Annotated in this window: 21 protein-coding genes; 6 read left to right on the forward strand and 15 right to left on the reverse strand. The window is 53.8% G+C overall.

Translation table 11 applies throughout. The features are described 5' to 3' along the window. Nucleotides 1-2 precede the first annotated feature (2 nt). Together phoQ and F3J38_RS05105 are read left to right on the forward strand one after the other, a co-directional pair. Nucleotides 3-1,463 (forward strand): two-component system sensor histidine kinase PhoQ, encoded by a 1,461-nt coding sequence (phoQ, locus tag F3J38_RS05100; protein WP_167135777.1) that lies wholly within the window; start codon nucleotides 3-5, stop codon nucleotides 1,461-1,463. Nucleotides 1,464-1,521: 58 nt separating this feature from the next. Next, nucleotides 1,522-2,643: a ribosomal protein uL16 3-hydroxylase gene (locus F3J38_RS05105; RefSeq protein ID WP_167135779.1), complete on the forward strand. Its 1,122-nt coding sequence runs from the start codon at nucleotides 1,522-1,524 to the stop codon at nucleotides 2,641-2,643. 141 nt (nucleotides 2,644-2,784) lie between these two features. On the opposite strand, the gene pepT is transcribed toward F3J38_RS05105, so the two are convergent. The 5 genes from pepT to lolC all read right to left on the reverse strand — a co-directional run bounded on the left by pepT (nucleotide 2,785) and on the right by lolC (nucleotide 8,253). Next, entirely contained in the window at nucleotides 2,785-4,014 is a 1,230-nt protein-coding gene (gene pepT / locus F3J38_RS05110; protein WP_167135781.1) for a peptidase T, read from the reverse strand. 119 nt (nucleotides 4,015-4,133) lie between these two features. After that, entirely contained in the window at nucleotides 4,134-4,967 is an 834-nt protein-coding gene (cobB, locus tag F3J38_RS05115; protein WP_167135783.1) for a Sir2 family NAD+-dependent deacetylase, read from the reverse strand. 148 nt (nucleotides 4,968-5,115) lie between these two features. Further along, complete coding sequence (lolE, locus tag F3J38_RS05120) at nucleotides 5,116-6,360, reverse strand: lipoprotein-releasing ABC transporter permease subunit LolE (protein ID WP_167135785.1); 1,245 nt, start codon at nucleotides 6,358-6,360, stop codon at nucleotides 5,116-5,118. Further along, entirely contained in the window at nucleotides 6,360-7,061 is a 702-nt protein-coding gene (gene lolD / locus F3J38_RS05125; RefSeq protein ID WP_034822051.1) for a lipoprotein-releasing ABC transporter ATP-binding protein LolD, read from the reverse strand. The genes lolE and lolD overlap by 1 nt, the downstream gene beginning before the upstream one ends. After that, nucleotides 7,054-8,253 carry a lipoprotein-releasing ABC transporter permease subunit LolC gene (gene lolC / locus F3J38_RS05130; RefSeq protein WP_167135786.1) on the reverse strand — a complete coding sequence of 400 codons (1,200 nt, stop codon included), beginning with the start codon at nucleotides 8,251-8,253 and terminating at the stop codon, nucleotides 7,054-7,056. Before lolC ends, lolD begins: the two co-directional genes overlap by 8 nt. Before the next feature lie 472 nt (nucleotides 8,254-8,725). On the opposite strand from lolC, the gene F3J38_RS05135 reads away from it, so the two are divergent. Both F3J38_RS05135 and mfd read left to right on the forward strand, forming a co-directional pair. Then, nucleotides 8,726-8,935, forward strand: coding sequence for a hypothetical protein (locus F3J38_RS05135; protein WP_084935324.1), 210 nt, complete (start codon nucleotides 8,726-8,728; stop codon nucleotides 8,933-8,935). 306 nt (nucleotides 8,936-9,241) lie between these two features. Beyond that, a complete protein-coding gene (gene mfd, locus F3J38_RS05140) occupies nucleotides 9,242-12,685 on the forward strand; it encodes a transcription-repair coupling factor (protein WP_167135788.1) in 3,444 nt (1,147 codons plus the stop codon). Between the two features lie 163 nt (nucleotides 12,686-12,848). Here the strand turns inward: mfd and F3J38_RS05145 are convergent, their stop codons facing one another. From F3J38_RS05145 to hinT, 8 genes are all read right to left on the reverse strand, one after another. After that, nucleotides 12,849-13,391: a glycine zipper 2TM domain-containing protein gene (locus F3J38_RS05145; protein WP_034822117.1), complete on the reverse strand. Its 543-nt coding sequence runs from the start codon at nucleotides 13,389-13,391 to the stop codon at nucleotides 12,849-12,851. Between the two features lie 296 nt (nucleotides 13,392-13,687). Continuing rightward, the gene (locus F3J38_RS05150; protein ID WP_167135790.1) at nucleotides 13,688-14,992 is read right to left on the reverse strand and encodes an NAD(P)/FAD-dependent oxidoreductase; all 1,305 of its coding nucleotides are present in this window, start codon (nucleotides 14,990-14,992) and stop codon (nucleotides 13,688-13,690) included. Between the two features lie 212 nt (nucleotides 14,993-15,204). Next, the gene (gene ycfP, locus F3J38_RS05155; protein ID WP_167135792.1) at nucleotides 15,205-15,747 is read right to left on the reverse strand and encodes an alpha/beta hydrolase YcfP; all 543 of its coding nucleotides are present in this window, start codon (nucleotides 15,745-15,747) and stop codon (nucleotides 15,205-15,207) included. Nucleotides 15,748-15,786: 39 nt separating this feature from the next. Then, nucleotides 15,787-16,830 (reverse strand): beta-N-acetylhexosaminidase, encoded by a 1,044-nt coding sequence (gene nagZ / locus F3J38_RS05160; RefSeq protein ID WP_167135794.1) that lies wholly within the window; start codon nucleotides 16,828-16,830, stop codon nucleotides 15,787-15,789. A 15-nt stretch (nucleotides 16,831-16,845) separates the two neighbouring features. Next, complete coding sequence (gene thiK / locus F3J38_RS05165) at nucleotides 16,846-17,661, reverse strand: thiamine kinase (RefSeq protein WP_167135796.1); 816 nt, start codon at nucleotides 17,659-17,661, stop codon at nucleotides 16,846-16,848. Further along, a complete protein-coding gene (gene lpoB / locus F3J38_RS05170; protein ID WP_167135798.1) occupies nucleotides 17,648-18,244 on the reverse strand; it encodes a penicillin-binding protein activator LpoB in 597 nt (198 codons plus the stop codon). The genes thiK and lpoB overlap by 14 nt, the downstream gene beginning before the upstream one ends. Nucleotides 18,245-18,254: 10 nt before the next feature. After that, nucleotides 18,255-18,620, reverse strand: coding sequence for a YcfL family putative periplasmic lipoprotein (locus F3J38_RS05175; protein ID WP_167137043.1), 366 nt, complete (start codon nucleotides 18,618-18,620; stop codon nucleotides 18,255-18,257). Nucleotides 18,621-18,638: 18 nt separating this feature from the next. Then, a complete protein-coding gene (gene hinT, locus F3J38_RS05180; protein WP_084935316.1) occupies nucleotides 18,639-18,989 on the reverse strand; it encodes a purine nucleoside phosphoramidase in 351 nt (116 codons plus the stop codon). Between the two features lie 357 nt (nucleotides 18,990-19,346). On the opposite strand from hinT, the gene F3J38_RS05185 reads away from it, so the two are divergent. Together F3J38_RS05185 and bglB are read left to right on the forward strand one after the other, a co-directional pair. Next, nucleotides 19,347-20,951, forward strand: coding sequence for an MFS transporter (locus F3J38_RS05185; RefSeq protein WP_167135800.1), 1,605 nt, complete (start codon nucleotides 19,347-19,349; stop codon nucleotides 20,949-20,951). Further along, complete coding sequence (gene bglB, locus F3J38_RS05190; RefSeq protein WP_167135802.1) at nucleotides 20,948-22,087, forward strand: beta-galactosidase BglB; 1,140 nt, start codon at nucleotides 20,948-20,950, stop codon at nucleotides 22,085-22,087. Before F3J38_RS05185 ends, bglB begins: the two co-directional genes overlap by 4 nt. 309 nt (nucleotides 22,088-22,396) lie before the next feature. Here bglB and ptsG read toward each other — a convergent pair whose 3' ends face one another. Together ptsG and F3J38_RS05200 are read right to left on the reverse strand one after the other, a co-directional pair. Next, complete coding sequence (gene ptsG, locus F3J38_RS05195) at nucleotides 22,397-23,830, reverse strand: PTS glucose transporter subunit IIBC (protein WP_167135804.1); 1,434 nt, start codon at nucleotides 23,828-23,830, stop codon at nucleotides 22,397-22,399. Between the two features lie 283 nt (nucleotides 23,831-24,113). Continuing rightward, on the reverse strand, nucleotides 24,114-24,905 hold the full coding sequence (locus F3J38_RS05200; protein ID WP_084935312.1) for a metal-dependent hydrolase: 792 nt from the start codon (nucleotides 24,903-24,905) through the stop codon (nucleotides 24,114-24,116).

Raw genomic sequence — 24,905 nt, forward strand, 5'->3', positions numbered from 1 at the left:
TGATGAATTGGTTACGCCGTCAACGCCCCTTCTCTTTACGCGCCCGATTTTTGCTGGCGACAGCGTTCATCGTGCTGTTTTTGTCACTTTCCTACGGCATGGTGGCCGTTGTCGGCTACGTAGTAAGCTTCGATAAAAACACCTATCGTGTGATGCGCGGCGAGAGCAATCTGTTCTTCACGCTCGCCCAATGGCAAAACAACAAGCTCACCATCGCTCAGCCCGAGCGAATGACGTTAAATTTCCCCACGCTGGTGTTTATCTACGACGAACACGGAAAATTGTTGTGGCAGCAGCGTGATGTCCCCGACATCCGTAAGAATATCCGGCGTGAATGGTTGCTGAAGCCTGATTTCTATGAGATCGACACCACCAACCGCACCAGTCTGGCCGCCATCGGTAATAACTCCGAAGTCAAAGAGCGGCTGCATAAGTTGGATAGCGACAGCAATGACACCTTTACTCACTCCGTTGCCGTCAACCGCTACGACGCCACCACCAATTTACCGGCATTGACAATCGTGGTGGTGGATTCGATTCCACAGGAGCTACAGCACTCCGATGTGGTGTGGTCGTGGTTCAGCTACGTGCTAGCGGCTAACCTGCTGTTGGTGATCCCGCTGCTATGGTTAGCCGCGCACTGGAGTTTGCGCCCCATCGGTCATCTCACTTCACAGGTACGTGAGCTTGAAACCGGTCATCGCGAGAACCTTGATGATAACCCCCCACAGGAGTTACGCAGCTTAGTGCGTAACCTCAACCTGTTGCTCACCAATGAGCGACAGCGTTATACCCGCTATCGCACCACCTTATCCGATTTAACGCACAGTCTGAAAACGCCGCTGGCGGTGCTGCAAAGTACCTTGCGCTCGTTGCGCGGTGGCAAAGAGTTCACCATTGAGCAAGCCGAACCGGTGATGCTGGAACAGATCAGCCGTATTTCGCAGCAAATTGGTTACTACCTGCACCGTGCCAGCATGCAGGCCGATCACAACCCATTGCAGCGCGATCTGCATTCCGTTTCGGCATTACTCGACAGTCTCTGCTCCGCGCTCAATAAGGTTTATCAACGCAAAGGGGTGGAGATCACCCTGGATATTTCGCCAGAACTCACCTTTATCGGCGATCAAAATGACTTTATGGAAGTGCTGGGTAACGTACTGGATAACGCCTGCAAATACTGCCTCGAATTTATTGAGGTCAGCGCACGGCAAACGGATAAAGCGTTACATCTGTTTATCGACGATGACGGCCCTGGCATCCCAGAAAGCAAACGCGACCTGATCTTCGTGCGGGGTCAGCGCGCCGATACGTTACGTCCCGGTCAGGGCTTGGGTTTAGCCGTGGTACGAGACATCCTCGAGCAATATGCCGGCCAGGTGATTGCGACCACCAGCCCACTCGGCGGTGCGCGTATGGAAGTGATTTTCCAGCGTCAGGAAGTTGAACATCACCGCGAGTAGAAAGGACGCCGGGCTGTTATACTTGCCTGCATTCATGGCCCTAACCGGAACACCTCGTATGGACTATCAGCTCGATATCAACTGGCCCGACTTTATTCAGCGCTACTGGCAAAAACGCCCGGTGGTGCTCAAGCGTGGTTTTAAAAACTTCATTGATCCTATTTCTCCTGACGAGCTTGCTGGTCTGGCAATGGAAAACGAGGTGGATAGCCGCCTTGTCAGCCATAACAATGGCAAATGGCAGGTTAGCCACGGCCCGTTCGAAAGCTACGATCATCTCGGCGAAAGCAACTGGTCACTGCTGGTTCAGGCGGTTAACCACTGGCACGAACCTTCCGCCGCGCTGATGCGCCCTTTCCGTTTTCTGCCTGACTGGCGCATTGACGATTTGATGATCTCCTTTGCCGTGCCTGGCGGTGGCGTGGGGCCTCATTTCGATCAGTATGATGTGTTTATTGTGCAGGGTACCGGACGTCGTCGCTGGCGCGTGGGCGAAAAAGTCCCGATGAAACAGCACTGCCCTCACCCCGATCTGCTGCAGGTTGAACCTTTCGACGCCATCATCGACGAAGAAATGGAACCGGGTGACATTCTTTATATTCCACCAGGATTCCCGCATGAGGGTTATTCGCTGGAAAATGCGATTAACTATTCAGTCGGCTTCCGGGCCCCCAATGGCCGTGAGCTGATCAGCGGTTTTGCTGACTATATGCTGGCACACGAGCTGGGCAGCTATCGCTTTAGCGATCCGGATGTCCCTTCCCGCGATTGCCCATCGCAGATCCTGCCATCTGAAGTGGAAGGGATTCATCAGGTGATGTTGGATGTCATCAATCAGCCAGAACAGTTCAATCAATGGTTTGGTGAGTTTATTTCTCAATCTCGCCACGAGCTGGATATCGCACCGCCGGAACCACCCTACCAACCTGATGAGATTTACGATGCATTGCAACAGGGTGATGCGTTGACACGCCTTGGCGGATTGCGCGTGCTGACATTGGGTGATGCGGTGTTTGTGAATGGTGAACGTGTCGCATGCAGCCATCCGGAAGTGCTGGCAGCGCTGGCGCGCAGCCAGGTTCTGACGCTGGAAGATTTTGGCGATGCGCTGGATGATCCTTCGCTGCTGGCGCAGCTTGCCGCCTTGGTGAACAGCGGATATTGGTTCTTTGGTGAGTAACGCATAACGTGTCATTGCACAACATGAGGGCGGCGCGACTTGTCACGCGATCGATAAGCGGCTGCGTTGCTGCCCCATGTGCAATAAATGATGCCGTGACAATACGTGTTAATAATAAGGCCTGCTAAGCAGGCCTTATTATTACGCTTTCTTCTCTGCCGCCAGTGCCGACAAGCGAACAATCACCTCTACCGCCTGCGCCATCACATTCAGTGACGCGAATTCATGTTTACCGTGATAGTTGTAGCCACCGGTAAAGAGATTGGGGCAAGGCAATCCTTTCCATGACAGTGCAGAACCATCGGTACCACCACGAATTGGTTTCACCACTGGCTCAATGCCGCAATCACGAATCGCTTGCAGTGCCAACTCGATAATTTGTGGGTGGGGTTCAACTTTTTCACGCATGTTGCGGTAACTGTCGCTGATCTCCACTTGTACCGAGCAGTCGTTATGCAAGCCTTTGCTGATGCGCTGACCAATCTCTTCCAGCAACTTTTTACGCTGTTCGTAACTGTCGGTGTCAAAATCCCGAATCAGATACATCAATTCAGCGTGTTCGACCGTACCTTTAATGGTGTGGAGATGGAAGAAACCTTCATAGCCATCGGTAAACTGCGGTTTCTCTTTCGCCGGCAATTCAGCGTGGAAGCGCATCGCCAGATCCAGCGCATTGACCATGACGTTTTTCGCACTGCCAGGGTGGACATTATTGCCGGTGATTTTGACCATCGCCGTCGCTGCGTTGAAGTTCTCGAACTCAAATTCGCCAAGATCGCTGCCGTCTACGGTATAAGCCCAATCTGCTGCAAAACCTTCCACATCGAAATGTGAGGTACCACGGCCAATTTCCTCATCCGGCGTGAACGCCACGCGAATCGCACCGTGTGGAATATCCCCTTTTGCCAGACGCGCCATCGCGGTCATGATTTCAGCCACACCCGCTTTGTCATCAGCACCGAGCAATGTTTTACCATCGGTGGTGATCAGCGTGTGTCCAATCAATTTGTGCAGGATCGGGAACATTACGGGCGACAGAATCTCATCGCCATTACCCAAGGCAATGTCACCCCCGCGATAGTTTTCAATAATCTGCGGATTGACGTTCTTGGCGGTGAAATCGGGAGAGGTGTCCATATGCGAGATGAAGCCAATCACCGGGGTCGGCCAATCAACGTTGGCGGGCAAAGTGCCCATCACGCAGCAATGATCGCTGAGGGAGACATCCACAAACCCCAGTGCGATCAGCTCTTCCTGCAACTGACGCGCCAACGTCCACTGTCCTTCACTGCTTGGCACCTGTCGCGCCTGCGGTTTTGACTGAGTTTCTACTGCGACATAACTGAGAAAACGCTCAAGTAATTGATCCATGTGTCATCCCTCTAAAGAACCTGCGTTATTATCATGGCGCTTGAGCCGCGCCATGTTGCGTCAAATCATTATCCTTCAGGTTAGCGTTCTCAGCGCGAATTGCTTAACCAGTGACAAAGTTACTTATACAGCCCCTGCAAAAACGTATGGACAAACTCCGGCACCACCTCACTGGCTAAACCGTACTGACTTTCCGCGAACTCGTTGCCGACCTGGCTCGGCTCCAGATTCAGCTCAACGGTGTGCGCGCCGTGCAATTTGGCTTCATGAACAAAGCCAGCAGCCGGATAAACGTGGCCAGAGGTGCCAATAGCAATAAACAGATTCGCTTTTTCAATTGCTTGGTAAATCTCTTCCATGCCTAATGGCATCTCGCCGAACCACACCACATGGGGGCGCAGTCTTGCCGGGAATTGACAGCAAGTACAGCGATCGTTCTCGGTGACATCCTCTGACCAATCCAGAACCTGGCCGCTGCTCTCACAACGCACTTTCAGCAGTTCACCGTGCATATGCAGCACACGCTGGCTGCCTGCACGCTCATGCAGGTTGTCGATATTCTGCGTCACCAGCAGGAAGTTATCCCCTAATACCTGCTCCATCTCCGCCAGCGCTTTGTGCGCCGCGTTAGGCTGGATTTCAGACTGTTGCAGCTGGCGACGACGCGCATTGTAAAACGCTTGCACCATCGCAGGATCCCGCTGGAAACCTTCGGGCGTAGCCACATCCTCTACCCGATGCTCTTCCCACAGCCCGTCAGCTGCTCGGAAGGTACGGATCCCCGATTCAGCAGAGATCCCAGCACCGGTCAGTACCACTACGCGCGGTTGCGGATGCGCAGCCAGTTCAGCTTTGCGATCGCGTTCAAAGATGCGCTGGCGAAAGCGCTGGTGCACTTTGCGGCGGTTTTTCTTGTCGCGGGCGAGTCGTAGGCGGCGGCGCGGTATGCGCATAAAGGCTCCTTAATCTGCGGCGGTTATGGCCGCACGTCGGGTGTTTTGTACGGGTTAATGGTTCCCGATAATAGCGGCTACGCATGACGGCTGCATGCCACAGACGCTTAAAATGTGCGCAGCCGCGAAAGCGGCTGCGTTTTTATCCTTACTGACCACTGAGTACGCGAGCAGGATCGATACGGCTGGCACGTCGCGCCGGATACCAACTGGCGATCAAACTGAGCACAATCGCCGTCACCAGTACGGAAATCACATCAATCCAATGCAACTCCGATGGCAGGAAATCAATAAAGTAGATATCCCCCGCCAGCAACTGATGGCCGGTAAGATGCTCCAGCCCACGCACGATCGGCGTCAGATTGAGCGCCACCAGCACACCCACCACCACGCCGCTGATGCTGCCGAGCAATCCGGCCAGCAAGCCATACCAGATAAAAATGGCGCGGATCAGTCCATCTTTAGCACCCAACGTGCGCAGCACCGCAATATCACTGCTCTTGTCTTTCACCGCCATCACTAACGTGGAGACGATATTGAAACAGGCCACGCCAATCACCAGCACCATCGCCAGATACATAATCGCGCGTATCATCTGGATATCGCGGTACATGTAACCGTAAGTGCCAATCCAGCTTTTAATGTAGACATAAGAGTGCGTCACTTCACCGGCATCGCGAACCAGTTTTTGTGCCTGGAACGGATCGCTCATCTTCAGCGCAATGCCGCTGACGCTGTCACCCATATCGAGATATTTCTGTGCATCCGCCAAGGGCACCAGCGCCAGGCTGTGATCCAGCATCCCGCTGAGTTGCAGAATGCCCGACACCTGCAGCCGAATACGCTTCGGCTGCAGCAGCTTATTTTCACCGTCGTTATTGGGGATCATGATGGTGATCCAATCGCCCTGCTTCACGTTAAGCGATTTCGCAATGCCGCCACCAAGGATGATCTGCTGTTTATCCGCGCCGAATTGCTGCCACGCATCGCCATCGACAAAGCTCGGTAAAGCGCTCAGGCGTGATTCCTGTTGTGGATCGACACCTTTTACTTGCAGCGCCTGCATCTTCGCGCCGCTCTCAATCAAGCCGGTGAAGTTAACGTAAGGCGCCGCTGCTGCAATGCCGGGCACCTTTTCAATCGGTGCAATCATCGGCTGCCAGTTGCGGAATGGCTGATTAACCGGCTCGATTTCTCCGTGCGGTACCACGGCCAAAATGCGCTTGTTCAGCTCGCGCTCAAAACCGTTCATCGCACTCAGACCAATAATCAATACGGCGACACCGAGGGCGATACCAATGGTCGAGATGATGGAGATCAGTGAGACCATGCCACCGCGCCGCCGACCGCGACTAAAGCGCAGCCCAAGCAGCAGGGATAATGATGAACCCATCAGATTGCTCCCAGCGTCAGATGCTCGCTCAGTTGACCGTCGCGCATCTCCATCTGGCGATTGAGACGTTTAGCCAAGTTCAGATCGTGCGTCACCACCAAAAATGCAGTGCCCTGCTGCTGATTCAGCTCACCCAACAGTTTGAAAATCGCATCGGCGTTACGCGCATCCAGGTTACCGGTCGGTTCATCGGCCATCACCAGGCGCGGACGGTTCACCAGCGCACGCGCAATAGCCACACGCTGACGTTCACCACCCGACAGCTCAGAAGGACGATGTGCGGCGCGTTTTTCCAGTCCTACCGCTGCCAGCATTTCCAGCGCGCGCGAGGCAGCTTCAGCTTTCGCAGTTTTGCCAATCAACAACGGCATCGCCACATTCTCTAACGCCGTGAAGTCGGGCAATAAATGGTGGAACTGATAGATAAAGCCCAGTTCGCGGTTGCGCAGTTCGGCTTTAGCGGCAGAAGACATGGCATTCAGTGATTTGCCATCAAACACCACATCACCCGAAGTGGGCGCATCCAGGCCACCCAGCAGATGCAGTAAGGTACTTTTACCCGAACCGGAGCTACCAACGATGGCCGTCAGTTCGCCTGGCTGCAGGCTAAAAGCCACATTGCGCAGCACATCGGTCTGCACGCTGCCTTCCTGATAGCGTTTGCACAGGTCACGACACTGCAACAAAGGGGTATTACTCATAACGTAAAGCCTCAGCGGGTTGTACGGCGGCAGCGCGCCATGACGGATAAAGGGTAGAGAGCAGCGCAACGATCATTGAGACCAGCGCAATAGTGACCACCTGCCAGACGTTGATATCGACTGGCAGCGCCGCGCCATCAAGGAACAGGCCAATTACCGGCATCAAATTGTTAAGCTGGCTGGCGAGCAGCACACCGAGCAGCGTACCCAGCAACGTGCCGATAATGCCTGCACTGGCGCCCTGCACCATAAACACCGCAACGATCTGTCGGCGGGTTAAGCCCTGCGTTTGCAAAATCGCCACTTCGCCCTGCTTTTCCATGATCAGCAGACCTAAGGAGGTAATAATGTTGAATGCGGCCACGGCAATGATCAGGCTGAGCAGCAGCCCCATCATGTTTTTCTCCATGCGCACGGCCTGGAACAGATCGCCCTTGCGTTCGCGCCAGTCTTTCAGGATTAGTCCATCCGGCAGTTTCTGCTCGCTAAAGGTATCCACATTGAGCGGTTTTTCCAGCCAGAGACGCCAGCCCGTGATGTTCCCCAGCGGGTAGCGCATTACGCGCGATGCGTCCTGCTGATTCACCAGAATCTGGTAGGCATCAACTTCACTGTTAGCAGCATAGGTGCCCGCCACCGTGAAGATACGCTGACTCGGCAGGCGTCCAACCGGCGTGAATTGGCTCACGGTAGGCACCATCAGACGCAGTTGATCACCGCGTTTAACGCCCAACTGCGAGGCCAGTTGCTCACCGAGGATCACATTGTATTGACCCGGTTGCAGCACGCTCTGCTGAGTATTGACGAGGTAAGGCGTCAGAGGATCTTGTTCATCAGGATTGATGCCGAGCATGACACCCACAGAGACGTTGCGCGCACTCTGCAGCACCACATCTGCCGTAGTGAGGGGAGCCATACGCGTCACGCCCTGCAAGTTAAGGTTCTGCGCGGGGATCTGCTGCGGATTGATGCTGCCTTTGTCACTGGTGACCAGCGCTTGCGGCATCAGGCCGAGGATATTGCCTTCCAGCTCGCGCTCAAAGCCGTTCATCACTGACAGCACGGTCACCAACGCCAGCACGCCGAGCGTGATACCAATGGTTGAGAGCCAGGAGACGAAGCGACCAAAGCGGTCTGAGGCACGTCCACGCATGTAGCGCAAACCGATGAATAACGCGACTGGTTGATACATGAGATCCGTCTTGGCAGTTGCCTGAAAATAAGTAATGGGATGATAAAGGAGCCGTCTGCTTTATGAAACCTCTAACCCTCTGAGTCTGCGGCAAAGTTGCGTCGAAATACGTCACGATCTGCGGCAATGCATAAAATTGCGACAAAATAATGATACTAATTGTGCGTTTATTAGGCAGTCACTGGGGTAGACTTTTGATATGTCGTTTATTTGCACCGCAGTCAGCCCAAAATAATTCGTGCTGTGGCAAGGCGGCAAGCCTGTGAATCCCAGGAGCTTACTGGAGTAAGTGACGGGGATAGACTTTTAAGATGTCGTTTATTTGCACCACAGTCAGCCCAAAATAATTCGTGCTGTGGCAAGGCGGCAAGCCTGTGAATCCCCAGGAGCTTACTGGAGTAAGTGACTGGGGTTAGCAGGTGCAGCCAACGCCGCCACAGCGCGAAGTATGAAGGGCGAGGAGGATCACCCCATGTTCAGATTTCCGAAGGGCAGTATTGTAAAACACAAATCGGGAGAAATCAGAGGCGAGATCGTGAACGTCTTTGAACAGGGAGATGCGCCAACCGGCTATTACGTGAAGTGGGACGACGGCAATCACAGCTACCATCTGGAGAAAGAGCTGTCATGGGCTAACGTCGATCGTCCGCGTATGCACTACACACAGCAATCAAGTAAGTGACTGTTCCCCAATAATTCAAGGCGCCGTTCCACGGGTTAAAGCCGCAAATCAAATCACGTGGCAAGGAAATGAAACTCCAGTCACTCACTGAAGTAAGCCCAAAATAATTCGTGCTGTGGCAAGGCGGCAAGCCTGTGAATCCCCAGGAGCTTACTGAAGTAAGTGACTGGGGTTTGCAGGCGCAGCCAACGCGGCCACCGCGCGAAGTATGAAGGGCGATGAGAAATAGCACCGCGACAGATGATCCTCAAGGCGGATTATGGAATGATAACGCCCTGGAATCCAAGGAGAGAATGTCGAGTCCTTATGTCGGAACAGCGTCGTTATACCCTGCCTGCTAAAGCAGGCGATCATCGTCAGCTCGGCGAACTGGTGGGTGCCGCGCAAGCGGTTGAGTGCGCCAGTATTACTGAACGCCATCCTGGCCCGGTGTTGATGATTACACCGGATATGCAATCTGCCCTGCGTCTGCAGGAGGAGATTCGTCAGTTTACCGATCTGCCGGTCACCAATCTCGCCGACTGGGAGACGCTGCCCTACGACAGTTTCTCACCGCATCAGGACATCATTTCCGCTCGTCTCTCTACCTTGTATCAACTGCCCAACCTGACGCGTGGCATGCTGATTATGCCGGTCAACACGCTGATGCAACGCGTTTGCCCACACAGTTTCCTGCACGGCCATGCGCTGGTGATGAAACAGGGACAAAAACTGTCGCGTGATGCGTTGCGTGACCAGTTGGAGCAAGCCGGTTATCGTCACGTTGACCAAGTCATGGAACACGGTGAATATGCCACACGCGGCGCCTTACTTGACCTCTTTCCGATGGGTAGCGATCAGCCTTATCGTATTGATTTCTTTGATGACGAAATCGATAGCCTGCGTCTGTTTGATGTCGACAGCCAGCGTACACTGGAAGCCGTCGAGGCGATAAATCTCCTGCCCGCACACGAGTTCCCCACCGATAAAGCCGCGATAGAGCTGTTTCGCACTCGCTGGCGTGAAATTTTTGATGTGCGACGCGAACCAGAACACGTTTATCAGCAGGTGAGCAAAGGCACGTTACCTGCGGGTATCGAATATTGGCAGCCCCTGTTCTTTGAACAGGAGCTGCCGACGCTCTTTAGCTATCTGCCCGCCAATACGCTGGTATTGAACAGTGGCGATCTCCACAGCAGTGCGGATCGTTTCTGGCAGGACGCCAATGCACGCTATGAGAATCGCCGCATCGACCCTATGCGCCCACTGCTGGAACCAGCCACCTTGTGGCTGCGCCCGGATGCATTACTCGGCGAACTCAAAGCCTGGCCGCGCATGCAGCTCAGCAGCGAAACGCTGCCAGAAAAAGCCGCCAATACCAATCTTGGCTATCAACCGCTGCCTGAATTGACAGTTCAGGCCCAGGCCAAAGCGCCACTCGATCTGCTGCGCCAGTTCATGGAACAGTTTGATGGGCAGATCATTTTCTCGGTGGAAAGTGAAGGCCGCCGTGAAAGCCTGCAGGAACTGCTGGCGCGCATCAAACTGCGTCCGCATCCCATTGAGCGCTTTGAAGAAGCCGCCAAACAATCACACAGTTTGATGATTGGTGCCAGCGAGCGTGGCTTTATTGATAGCGCAGGTCATCGTGCATTGATTTGTGAGAGCGACCTGCTGGGTGAGCGTGTTAGTCGTCGTCGCCAGGATAATCGTCGAACCATCAATCCCGATGTGTTGATCCGCAACCTGGCCGAGTTACACCCCGGCCAGCCGGTGGTGCATCTGGAGCACGGCGTGGGTCGCTACATTGGCCTGACGACGCTGGAAGCGGGCGGCATTGTGGCGGAATACCTGATGCTCTCCTATGCGGGCGATGCCAAGCTTTACGTACCTGTATCATCACTGCACCTGATCAGCCGCTACGCGGGTGGCGCAGACGAGAATGCCCCGCTGCACAAACTCGGCAGTGATGCCTGGTCACGCGCGCGCCAGAAAGCCGCTGAGAAAGTGCGCGATGTGGCGGCTGAACTGCTGGATATCTATGCCCAGCGCGCAGCCAAAACCGGCTTCGCCTTTAAGCACGATCGCGATCAGTATCAACTGTTCTGCGAAGGCTTCCCGTTTGAAACCACACCGGATCAGGGCCAGGCGATTAACGCTGTGCTGAGCGATATGTGCCAGCCGCTGGCAATGGACCGCCTGGTATGCGGTGACGTGGGCTTTGGTAAAACCGAAGTGGCGATGCGTGCCGCCTTCCTCGCGGTGGAGAATGCCAAACAAATCGCCGTGCTGGTGCCTACCACCCTGCTTGCGCAGCAACATTATGATAATTTCCGTGACCGTTTCGCCAATTGGCCGGTGCGCATTGAGATGCTGTCACGCTTCCGCAGCGCCAAAGAGCAAAGTCAGGTACTGGAGCAGGCACGTGAAGGCAAAGTGGATATTTTGATCGGCACACATAAGCTGCTGTCAAACGACCTGAAATGGCACGATCTCGGCCTGCTGATTGTCGATGAGGAACACCGCTTTGGGGTACGCCATAAAGAGCGTATTAAAGCGATGCGCGCGGACGTTGATATCCTGACTCTGACTGCCACGCCGATCCCACGAACGCTGAATATGGCGATGAGCGGCATGCGCGATCTGTCGATCATTGCAACACCGCCCGCGCGACGTCTGGCGGTGAAAACCTTTGTGCGTGAATACGATAGCTTAGTGGTGCGCGAGGCGATACTGCGTGAAATCTTGCGTGGTGGTCAGGTTTACTACCTGTATAACGACGTCGAGAATATCGAAAAAGCGTCACAACGTTTAGCGGAGCTGGTGCCTGAAGCCCGCATCGCCATTGGTCACGGCCAAATGCGCGAGCGCGATCTGGAACGGGTGATGAATGATTTCCACCACCAGCGCTTTAACGTGCTGGTGTGTACCACCATTATCGAAACCGGTATTGATGTGCCGAGCGCCAACACCATCATCATTGAACGCGCCGATCACTTCGGTCTGGCACAGTTGCACCAACTGCGTGGCCGTGTCGGTCGTTCGCATCACCAAGCCTACGCCTGGCTGCTGACGCCACATCCCAAAGCCATGACAACCGATGCACAGAAACGTCTGGAGGCCATCGCCTCTCTGGAAGATTTGGGCGCAGGCTTTGCGCTGGCAACCCACGATCTGGAGATCCGTGGTGCCGGTGAACTGTTAGGTGAAGATCAGAGCGGCCAGATGGAGACTATTGGCTTTACGCTGTATATGGAATTGCTGGAAAACGCCGTCGATGCACTAAAAGCCGGACGCGAACCCTCGCTGGAAGATCTCACCAGCAACCAGACCGAAATCGAGCTGCGCATGCCTGCGCTGCTGCCGGATGACTTTATCCCCGATGTAAATACGCGTTTGTCACTCTATAAACGTGTTGCCTCCGCCAGTGACGAGCAGGAACTGGCGGAACTGAAGGTTGAGATGATCGACCGTTTTGGCAAGCTGCCGGATGCAGCGCGAAATCTTCTGGATGTGGCAGGTTTACGTCTGGTGGCGCGAGAGCTGGGCGTGCGTAAAATTGAAGCCAGTGAGAAAGGCGGATTCTTCGAGTTCGCGCCGCAGAACCATGTCGATCCCGGCTGGTTGATTGGCTTGCTGCAAAAAGATCCTAAGCAGTGGAAGTTGGATGGCCCAACCCGTCTGAGATTCACCCGCGATTTGGAAGAGCGTAAAGTGCGGATGGAGTGGGTGCAGAGTTTTATCAGCGAACTGGCGAAGAATCGGGTTTAGCGTCCTCAGTCGCATCAAACGTCGCGCAGCAATCCATTGCGCGTCTGAACGCAACATTGTCGCTGTTGGAACACGAGATAAATCTCCCCTCCGGTTTAAACCATAAAAAAAGCGCCTTACGGCGCTTTTTCCTTTACTGCTGCTGTGACGTGTCTTTGCCCAATTAGGCCTGATTCGAATTCAGGATCAGCTGACCATTACGATCGAGCGGAATGCGGGTGCCAGGGTCATTCTCCATGCGGATTTTGCCCTGCTGGTCGCCTATTTTATAGGTCACATCATAACCCAGCATTTTTTCCTGTTTGTCATAGACGGTTTTGCAACGCTGCTCGTTGGTGGTGTAGGTATCACGATCTTGCAGTGCCCCTTGCACCTGGTTACCACCGTAACCGCCCGCCAGCGCGCCCGCTACCGTTGCGACATCGCGCCCACGACCGCCACCAAACTGGTGACCGAGCACGCCGCCCGCCACTGCACCCAGTACCGAACCGGCGATGCGGTTCTCATCCTGTACCGGACGACGATGCGTTAACGTCACGTTGCGACACTCCTGTCGCGGTTGTTTAATGCTCTCTTTGATCGGCGTCGCCGAGAGAACCTGTGCATACTGCGGGCCGCGATCAAAGACATCCATGCTGGCGACGGCGGCCACACCTAATGCTGCTGCCACGCCGATACCGATACCCGCTAACATTGATTTATTCACAGGAATGTCCTCCTGAATGTTGTTACCGCGCATTCCTGCCGCTACCCAATCCTGAGTAGCCGAGGCATAACCGGCGTGCGCGCCGCGCCGTGTTTGTGGATATAAGTTTTACAGATGGCCCGTAATTGCAACATCAGATTAATGGAGGAAACGCAGCGGAAAGCCGTCAGGGCCAGTTTTTCGGAGAGTTCTGAGAGCAGCTGAAATACCGCCGTAACCTTAAGCTGAATTATCGTTTTTCAGGGAGTTACGGCAGGTAAAGGGGCATCGGGCGGCCTGTTACCGCCCGTCAATCATCAGTGCAGCTTGAGGCGCGGACGCAGCACGCGGTTCAGGCTACCCACCAGCATCATCAGGCCAGTTTTGAAATATCCGTGGAGCGCAATCTGGTGCATACGATATAGAGAGATGTAGACAAATCGCGCAATGCGCCCTTCGACCATCATCGATCCACGCATCAGATTCCCCATCAGGCTACCGACCGTGGTGAAGCGCGACAGTGATACCAGCGAGCCATGATCTTTATAGACGTAAGCTTTGAGCGGCTTGCCTTTACGTTGCGCCAGAATGTTCTCCAGCGCCAGTGAGGCCATCTGATGCGCTGACTGCGCACGCGGTGGCACAAAACCACCACTCGGCAGTGCACAGGAGGCACAGTCGCCAATCGCGTAGATGTCATCATCCAGCGTGGTTTGCAGCGTATCTTTGACCACCAACTGGTTGATACGGTTAGTTTCCAGCCCACCGATCTCCTTCATGAAGTCCGGTGCTTTAATACCCGCCGCCCACACCATCAGGTCAGCATTGATAAATTCGCCGCCTTTGGTATTCAACCCCTCTTCTGTGGCACTGGTAACCATGGTTTGCGTGAGAACACGCACACCCAGCTTGGTCAGTTCTTGATGCGCCGCCGCAGAAATACGCGGAGGTAAGGCAGGCAGAATCCGCTCACCGGCTTCCACCAGCGTCACGTTCAGTGATGAGCTATCAAGGCCTTTGTAGCCATAGCTATGCAGTTGCTTCACCGCGTTATACAGCTCTGCCGACAATTCAACGCCGGTTGCACCGCCGCCGACAATCGCAATATTCACTTTTTCCAGGCTACCTTCGCTGGCGGAGAAGCGCAGGAACAGGTTGAGCATTTCATTATGAAAACGACGCGCCTGATGCGGATTATCCAAGAAGATACAGTGATCCTTAACGCCTGGCGTACCGAAATCATTTGAAGTGCTGCCCAGTGCAACCACTAAACGGTCGTAGGCCATTTCACGTTCTGGTACTAACAATTCACCGTTACTGTCACGAATCTCGGCCAATTGCAGGGTTTTGTTTTCACGATTAATTTGCGTCAGCGATCCCAGCTGAAACTGGAAGCCATGGTTACGCGCATGCGCCAGATAACTCAACGCATCAATACCTTCGTCCATTGAACCGGTTGCGACTTCATGCAGCAGCGGCTTCCACAGGTGACTGTGGTTGCGATCGACGAGAATGATCTCGGCTTTCTTGCTGCGGCCAAGCTTATGACCGAGTTGCGTTGCCAGCTCTAAGCCGCCAGCACCACCGCCAATAATGACGATTTTTTCCATAGATGTAGTCAAAAAGACCCCCTCAAAGTTGTAAACCAATAGTTAATTAATGGTTACTAAAAACCTTAATAAACATAGGGTTGGCGACGTTTAAATCGCGAGCTGAGGGCAGAATATCACGGCGCTATCGACAGATCATAAGAAAATTGATGTACATCAATCTTTCAACAGCATTATCAGAATGTTACACATTTTGTGCGCCGCATCACGCGGCGCTGAACGGCTCAGGCAAGGGTCTTAAACGCTTTAATACGTTGCAGATGTGGTGAGATGTTTTTGAATTTATGGCCGGCTTCTTCGTCCCACACAATCTCATAGAAAGGATGTAACTGCGCGGCACTACGTTGGTTGTCGAGCGCTTCGTCATGGCGCGACAGAATCGTCAGACAGCGATCGCGGTTTTTCTCACGGAAATCGCTGACACATTTGGTGGCGATATCGAGGTACTCTTCCGGGCGATCAATCTTGCCTTCCATGTTCTCAAACGGGAACAGATTTGGATTGAAGATCACTTGCCGCATGCCGCACAGGAAACCAATGCGCTCGGCCCAGTAGCCACCCAAGCCCACACCACAAATCAGCGGGTGCGCGTCGCCTCCTTGCTGTAATAGCTTGTCGCACTCTTTCAGCAGGAACTGCATGTCATGTTTAGGGTGAAGCGTGCTGTAACTGACAAGTCTGACATCCGGGTCAATAAACTGCAGTTGCAGCACTTTTTCATGGTTGCCCGGACTGTTGGAATCAAAACCGTGCAGATAGATGATCATGATTATCCTCAGCGTGGATTGAAATCCGGGCAGCGGCGTTTATCTGCCCGAAGCTTTATGCGCCAGCCAGCGATCCTGCAATGCGCTGAGCTGGTGATGATTCTGCTTCCAGCGCTCGCTCGACTGTAGAGCCTGACGCGTGAAACGACCTTGATGGTATAACTGCGTGACACGCTCCGCCTGGATCGGCGTCAAGTTATCCAACACACTAATCGCGCCTTCGCGCTGATTACACACCAGAATCATGTCGCATCCGGCATTCAGTGACTGCTGTGCGCGCTCAGCATAGCTTCCCATCACCGCTGCACCCTCCATTGACAGATCGTCGGAGAAAATCACGCCCTTAAAACCGAGTTCTTTGCGCAACACCGTTTGCAACCAATAGGGCGAACCGCTCGCGGGTAAAGGATCGATCTCAGTATAGATAACATGGGCGGGCATCACGGCATCCAGCAGTTGCTCATCAATCAGCTGCTTGAAAATGGCCATGTCGTGCTGACGCAGCGTTGCGGCATCGCGCGGATCGCGCGGCGTCTCTTTGTGCGAATCCGCACTCACCGCACCGTGACCGGGGAAATGTTTGCCCGTGGTTTTCATCCCCGCTTCGTGCATGCCATTAATGAAGCGACGTGCCATCTGCAATGCAATCGCCGGATCCTCATGGAATGCGCGATCGCCAATCGCCGCACTGATGTGGCCGATATCCAGCACGGGCGCAAAGCTGATATCAATGTCCATGGCAATCATCTCTGCCGCCATCTGCCAACCCGCCTGCTGAGCGACTTCACCCGCGGTATGGAGATCGTGCAGAGCGGCAAAAGATTGCATGGCAGGCAGCTTAGTGAAGCCATCGCGGAAGCGCTGCACGCGCCCGCCTTCCTGATCCACGGCCACCACCAGACGATGACGAGAGGCGGCACGAATTTGACGCACCAGCTCAGCTAACTGCTCCACGTCGTGAAAGTTTCGGGCAAACAAAATCAACCCACCTACCAGAGGATGCTGCAGAATCTCTCGCTCTTCGGCGTCAAGTTCATAGCTTTCCACATCCAACATCAGTGGGCCTGGGGTATTCATGGTCATGTTTACAATCCTGAGTTAAAGATCCTGCCAGCTGGATCGGGCCAGCTGCTGCAATGTAGGGTCATGGCTCTGCTCGGCGCGCAGCTGATACCAGCTTGCCATCAGCAGTTGAAGCCAGGGCTGCCAGCGGCGCATCTGCCGCGTTAGCACTTTTTCATTGAGCTGGTTTTGTTGCGCATATCCGGCAATCCAGTCCCATTCGTGTTCCCCATCGACCGCGCAGAGCGCCGCAAGTTCCAGCGCCACATCACCATCAGCCGCGTATTCCCAGTCGATCAGGCGCAATCCATGAGGCGTGGCAATCAAGTTACCCGCGTGGATGTCCATATGCACAGGGGCGAGGCGTAAGGGGTGAGGTTCACCTTGCTTGAGTAAACGCCGCAGACGGTGCTGCCAGCGCCAGTGGCGTTGCTGGCACAGCTGCCAATAGCGCTGTAACAGTGGTGTGAGCCGAAGACGATAGCCTGTCAGCGGCTGCTGATGTAGACGCTGCAACAACGCCAGCACCGCGACCTGCTGCTGGTTGAATTGTTCGGGCGTCAGCACCGTACCTGCTAGCCAACTCTGTAATAGCCAGGGCTGATACCAGCGGGCAGGCTCAGGGCCGAGTGATGCATGGCGCATTTTGCGCAATACACGAAATTCGCGCTGTCGATCGACAAACGGGATGGGTTGCAGCGGCGCACGTCTTGCCAGCAGTTCACCCTGCTCTGTTTGCACGTGGATACTGTTGCCGCTTAATCCGGGAAGCGCGAAAAAATGACCGCCAGCTTGCGCCGTCGGCCATTGTTGCTCAATCAGGTGTTGCAGCAGTGGATCAGGGTTGTGCAATACCATTACCTGACCAGATGATTTCACCGGTCTGCACCAGCATCAGCTGCATTTGCAGAGTGGGTGATTTCACATCACCTTGCGCATTACTGTAGAGCACATACTGCGCGTTGACGTTGCGTGCCAGGCCAATGGCCTTGCTGCGCGAGTTCAGGCTGTCATCTGCGGATAATCCCAATGTTTGCTTCGCTTGCGCCAACTGATCGGGAGTAACCAGCGTAAATTTCCCATTGTTCGCCAAAGCACTTTGAATCGCATCGGTAGCTTTATCGCTTTGCAGCGCGCCATTGGTACTGTTTTTAATCCGATCCACCAGCAATACGCTGCCTGGGTTGACCCCGGCCGACTGCACCATGTTTGCCACTAATGGCTGTACGCTGGCACTCCAGTTAATGGTTTTCAGCTTAGGAGGCTGCGGCACGTTTTGCGGCGGTGGTACCGGCTGCGTTGGCGGCTGCTCCGGTTGTGCCGGCGTGGTTGGCTGAGTCGGTTCGACCGGTGCCGGAGTTTGTTGTTTCACCACACAACCGGTGAGCATCAGCGCAAATAAAAGCGCGCTGGAACGTTTTACACTGCGAATCACAGCTTACTCCTCAGAGAAAAAGATAGAGACGCACCTTGCTGGCGGTCAAATTGCCGATTTGCGAGACAACTTCTGTGCTGCCATGCGCCGGAACGGTTTGAGTTTGCGCCGGTTCTTCAGGCGTAATCTCCAGACCTTTGTCGTCATACCAATAGAAACGATAGTGCACTGTCACCGGAGTTTCACGCTCATTATAGAGCACGCTTGACGCACGCTTCTGCCCATCACGGCTCGCCAGCGTGGGTTCATCGGTGATGATACCGGCAGAAAGCACCGAGGATTCCATCACCAGCGACTGCGAGGTGTTGATCATCGGTTTGTTGCTGCTACAACCCGCAAGAGTCATTAACAGCAGTCCACACAGACATAGACGCATCACAAGGTCCGCCTGAGATTAAATAGCCAGCATCGGACCCAGTGGCTGTCCGCCCACCAGGTGCATATGAATGTGATAAACCTCCTGACCGCCGTGACGATTACAGTTCATGATCAGGCGATAACCATCCTCGGCAATGCCTTCATCACGCGCAATTTTCGCCGCCACAGTAATCATACGACCCAGCGCCTGTTCGTGTGCTGCTTGCACATCGTTGGCCGTAGGAATCAATACATTTGGGATGATCAGAATATGCGTCGGTGCTTTGGGCGCGATATCGCGGAAGGCGGTGACCAGTTCGTCCTGATAAACCACGTCGGCGGGGATTTCGCGACGGATGATTTTACTGAAAATCGTTTCTTCAGCCATGGTGCATTTCCTTAAGCCTGGAGTTCAGTCAGGCAGTATGCGTGAGGAATTCTATTTCTTTCAACCTCAGTACCACTTTTCTTGCACTAATTGGCTGCCTTTACGCCATTTTTTCTGTGGCAACACCGGTGTGAGTCACCTCGCATTTTTAATCTTCGGATAAACAAAAAAATGAAACGCTGTTTTATAAATTAGAGATATCGCGTCAATATCTTTGTGTTTTTGCCACTTGCTTGCCAACCCTTGCCAAATTGCGAAGGTTTGCAGGGGCGTGGCGCTCTACTTTCTATCCAATCCGGGCAAGCAGTACGGAGTAAAGAGGGATGTGCAATCCGTCGATTTCAAGGAGAACCTGCCATGCAGTCTCGTAAGATTGGTCTGGGCCATTATCTGGCTTACGGTTCCGGGGATTTCCTCGGTGCAGGCACCACGGCGCTCACCGCCGCCTGGTTGCTCTATTTTTACACCACCTTCTGCGGGCTTTCGCCCATAGAAGCCACGTTTATTTTTGCTGCTGCCCGCGTGCTGGATGCCGTCGTGAGTCCGCTAATGGGCTTCCTGACGGATAATTTCGGCTCTACCTGGCTCGGCAAACGCTTCGGCCGTCGCAAATTCTTTATCCTGCTCGGGATCCCCTGTGTCTTCAGCTATAGCCTGATGTGGCTGAGTGACATGAGTTTCTGGTGGTATCTGCTGACCTATCTGCTGTTCGATATGGTCTACACCATGATTCTGGTGCCTTACGAAACACTGGTTCCGGAAATGACCGACGACTTCAAACAGAAAACCCGATTTTCCGGTGCGCGTATCGCGCTGGCACAACTGTCATCCATTTTGGCCGCCTTCCTGCCGGGCATTCTGATTGGCTGGTTCGGTAAAGAAAACCCTATCTCGTTCTTCTATGCCAGTCTGGTGTTCGCCGTGATCTGCGCCCTGGTGCTGACGTTGGTATGGCGCTTTACCTGGGAACGTGAGCCAGACGATTTTTCCGCTGAATCGCGCCGCGCGGAAGCAGATAAAGCGCAACTCTCGCTGTTGCAAAGTCTCAAGCGTCTGTATGTCGAACTGGCCTCAACGCTGCGTGTGCGTATCTTCCGCCAGCATCTCGGCATGTATCTGGGTGGCTATATCGCGCAAGATGTCTTTAATGCGGTCTTCACCTGGTACGTGGTGTTTGTCCTGATGCAGAGTGCGCAAATTGCCTCAAACCTGATGGGGACGATGGCGGTACTGCAATTTATTGCGGTGATGGCCATGATCCCACTCTGCATCCGCATTGGGCCTGCACCGGCCTATCGCTTGGTCGTGGTGCTGTTTGGTCTGAGCGCCCTCTCCTACGCTGCGCTCTGGTACACCGGCATGAACGATAACTTTGCCTTGCTGGTGCTGATTTCCGCATTAGCCGGTTTGGGCCGTGGCGGCATTAACTATGTGCCCTGGAATACCTATACCTATATTGCCGATGTGGATGAAGTGATCACCGGTCAGCGCCGAGAAGGCATTTTCGCTGGGATCATGACGCTCACCCGTAAAGCCTCTCAAGCCGGAGCCGTAATGATTGTAGGCATTGTGCTGCAGTTAGCCGGTTTTGCCTCCGGCAAAGCGGAACAGGTTCCTGCGGTTGGCCACACTATTCTGCTGATCCTCAGTGTGGGCACTGTCTGCGTCTTAATTTGTGGCTTTATCGTTTCACTGCGTTTCAAACTGAATCTGCATACTCATACCGTGTTACGTGAAGAGACACTTAAAATGCGCGAGGCCGGGCGCGTGGTGCCTGAACACATTACGCCGCAAGCGCGCGCCATCGTCGAATCCCTGGCGGGGATGCCCTATGAGAATCTCTGGGGCAATAACAACGTCGGTTACCTCAACCGCCATAAGCCTGCTGCAACTTCACTGCCTACACAGCGCGGCACACTACACCCTCTCCCTACCCTGATTAATGATAGGAATGAACCATGACTGTATTTCCTGTAAAGCACAGCGCGTTGTTGCGCCAGCCTGAGTATCTTTTGCCGCGCAGTGAGTTAGTGCAGCTAATCCATAAACTGACCGACAATTTAGTGAACATCACCGACCACAGCGGCGAATTTTTGCTACGCCTGGATGATGGCCGAGTGATTGATACCAAAGGCTGGGCCGGTTGGGAGTGGACGCACGGTATCGGTTTGTACGGCATGTTGCATTACACACAGCAGACCGGCGATCAGGAAACGCTGAAAATTATCGATGACTGGTTCAGTGCCCGACTGGCAGAAGGCACACCGACGAAGAATGTGAACACCGTATGTCCGTTTTTGACGCTGGCTTATCGTTACGAGGAGACAGGCAATGCGGCATGGCGCCCGGTGTTGGAGCGCTGGGCAGAGTGGGTGATGTATGAGATGCCACGCACCGAGCAAGGGGGTCTACAGCATATCGTTTATAACAACGAAAATACGCAGCAGCTGTGGGATGACACGCTGATGATGAGTGTCATGGCACTGGCGAAGATTGGTCAGTTGTTGGATCGCCCAGAATTTGTCGAAGAAGCCAGCTATCAGTTCCTGATTCATACCCAATATCTAATGGATCGCCAGACCGGCTTATGGTTCCACGGCTGGACATTCGACGGTCGCCATAATTTCGCCAATGCCCGCTGGGCACGCGGTAACAGTTGGCTGACCATCGTCATTCCGGATTTCCTCGAAATGATGAACTGGCCGGAACAGCACGCGACACGCCGTTTTCTGCAGCAGGTGCTGGCAAGCCAGGTAAAAGCTCTGGCAGCCTGCCAGCACAGCAGCGGATTATGGCATACCCTGCTCGACGACCCACAAAGTTATCCGGAAGCCTCAGCCACTGCGGGATTCGCCTATGGCATTCTCAAAGCGGTGCGTAAGCGCTATTTGTCCGAAGAGTATCGCCCGATGGCGGAGAAGGCATTGCGCGGGGTGATCGCCAATATTGACGAGGACGGAGAGTTGAAACAGGTATCCTTTGGCACCGCGATGGGAAGCGATCTGGACTATTACCGTCAAGTACCGCTGACGTCGATGCCTTATGGCCAGGCGATGGCGCTGCTGTGTTTGACGGAGTATTTGCGGGTGTATTTGTGATCAAAAACCCTTACCGGGGGGAGACGGTAGTTCCATTGAGTTTCTCCAATCTCAATGTCTTATGGCACAGCAATGGCGCTTCTATGCCAAACGAAGCTATAGCGGTTTTACAAAAAACCGCACCCCAGTTGGGGTGCGAGGGAGCGGCGCCAGAGGAGTAAAGCGTCCCGCGACAAGGATGTCGCGGGACGAGCCCCAGGGATGGTTTATGGCGTCTTTACGATCTGCCGACGCTTCATCGCACAGGCTCGACCTCTGCCCTGACTTCGACCTTGACCTTAAACTCAGCCTCAATCCAAGCCCCAGCCTTTACATATTACGAATATAATCATCCATTTCAGTTTTCAGGTTATCGGACTTGGTGCCGAAAATCGCCTGCACACCGGAACCTGCCACCACGACACCACGTGCGCCAAGATTTTTCAGCTCAGCTTGATTAACCTTAGCGACATCCGCCACGCTGACACGCAGACGGGTAATACAGGCATCAAGGTTGGTGATGTTCTCTTTGCCACCAAATGCGGTAACCAGTTTACCCGCCATTTCACTGCCAGTTGCACTGCTCTGTTCCATTGCCGTGTCCTCACGTCCAGGTGTTTTCAGATTCAGTTTCACGATCAGCACACGGAAAACGGTGTAATAGATCAGGCCGTAAATGATACCAACAATCGGGAACAGCCAGATCTTGCTGCTGTTACCGCTCAGCACCACGAAATCGATCAAACCGTGTGAGAAACTGGTGCCGTCGCGCATACCCAACAGAATACAGATAGGGAATGCCAGACCAGCCAAAATCGCATGGATCACGTAAAGAATTGGAGCCACGAACATGAATGAGAATTCAATCGGCTCGGTGATACCGGTCAGGAATGAAGTCAGCGCGGCGGAGATCATGATGCCGCCTACTTTGGCGCGGTTTTCCGGCTTAGCTGAGTGCCAGATAGCAATTGCAGCGGCTGGCAGGCCATACATTTTGAACAGGAAGCCACCAGAAAGTTTACCCGCAGTCGGATCGCCCGCCATGTAACGAGGGATATCACCGTGGAACACCTGACCCGCGGCGTTGGTGAACTCACCAATCTGCATCTGGAAAGGAACGTTCCAGATGTGATGCAGGCCAAACGGCACCAATGAACGCTCAACCACACCATAAATGCCGAACGCAACAACCGGGTTTTGATAAGCCGCCCACTGTGAGAAGTCCTGAATCGCGCTACCAATCGGTGGCCAGATAAAGGACAGCACAATACCGGTGAAAATCGCGGTCAGACCCGAAATAATCGGTACGAAACGTTTACCGGCAAAAAAGCCGAGGTACTCAGGCAGTTTTATGCGGTAGAAGCGGTTGAACATATACGCGGCAATCGAACCGGCAATGATACCGCCCAATACCCCTGTATCGGCCAAATGCTTTGCATCAATCTCCGCAGCGGGTAGATGTAACACCAGAGGTGCAACCACCGCCATGGTCTTCACCATGATGCCGTAGGCCACCACGGCAGCCAGTGCCGAAACACCGTCATTATTCGTAAAACCTAAGGCGACACCAATCGCGAAGATCAACGGCATATTAGCAAAGACGGAACCGCCCGCCTCTGCCATCACATGGGAAACAACAGCAGGTAACCAGCTGAAGTTTGCTGAACCAACACCTAGCAAAATACCGGCAATCGGCAGAACCGAAACCGGCAACATCAGCGATTTACCTACTTTTTGCAGGTTCGCAAATGCGTTCTTGAACATAGAAGCTCCTGAGTATGAGTGCATTTTTGCGCAGTGCGCATGGCAAAGGGGGAGGATCCTTCACCGGGGTGACGCTGAGCGTCTTTTGATTTATTACGAAGGGTAAAATAAATAGAGATTTGGTACTTTGACGGCTATCACGTTTCGCTGATGATCATCACTTGCTTTCAGTTATTTCTGACTGACTTGCCTTAAAATACAGCAATAAAACACTGCCCGAACCGCCTTATCGGCAGCTCAGGTCAGTGCTATCAAATTAATTCAGAGTTTGAAATAAAACGAATCAGCCGCCGAGACGACTCATTGGAACATGGAAGAGACGTGAGAAGTTTTCAGTCGTTGCAGCCGCCAGCGTTTCGATATCCACCCCTTTGAGTACTGCCATGTAATCGGCCACATCACGGGTAAAGGCGGGCTGATTCTCTTTGCCACGGTGCGGCACAGGGGCGAGGTAGGGTGAATCGGTCTCCACCAGCATGCGATCCAGCGGCACGTAACGCGCCGCGTCACGGATTTGCTCGGCATTACGGAAGGTCAGAATACCGGAAAACGAAATATAGAACCCCATATCCAACAATTTTGCGGCGGTGGCTTGGTCTTCTGTAAAGCAGTGCAGCACACCACCACACTTTTCAACTTGCTCCTCACGCAGAATGGCGAGCGTATCTTCGCGCGCGTCACGCGTATGCACGATGATCGGCTTATTCAACGCAATGCCGGTACGGATGTGTTCGCGAAATGAGGCTTGCTGCTGCGCTTTGGTTTCCTGCTGATAAAAATAATCCAGACCCGTTTCACCCAGCGCGATAACCTGCTCTTCTGCAGCCAAACGACGAAACTCTTCCACATCGTAAGGCGCTTCCTGATTGAGCGGATGCACACCGCACGCCAGTGCGATGTTCTCACGCCCAGCCACCAGCTGTTTGATTTTGTAGTAATCCGGCAGCGTAGTGGCAATCGCCAGCATAAACTTCACGTCACGCGCTGCGGCTTTTGCGATCACATCATCAAGGTCGCGGTGCTGCTTTTCATAATCAAGGCCATCAAGATGGCAATGCGAATCAACAATAAACAT

Origin of the sequence: Candidatus Pantoea formicae (genome assembly GCF_011752625.1) — a bacterium.
Lineage (GTDB): Bacteria > Pseudomonadota > Gammaproteobacteria > Enterobacterales > Enterobacteriaceae > Pantoea > Pantoea formicae.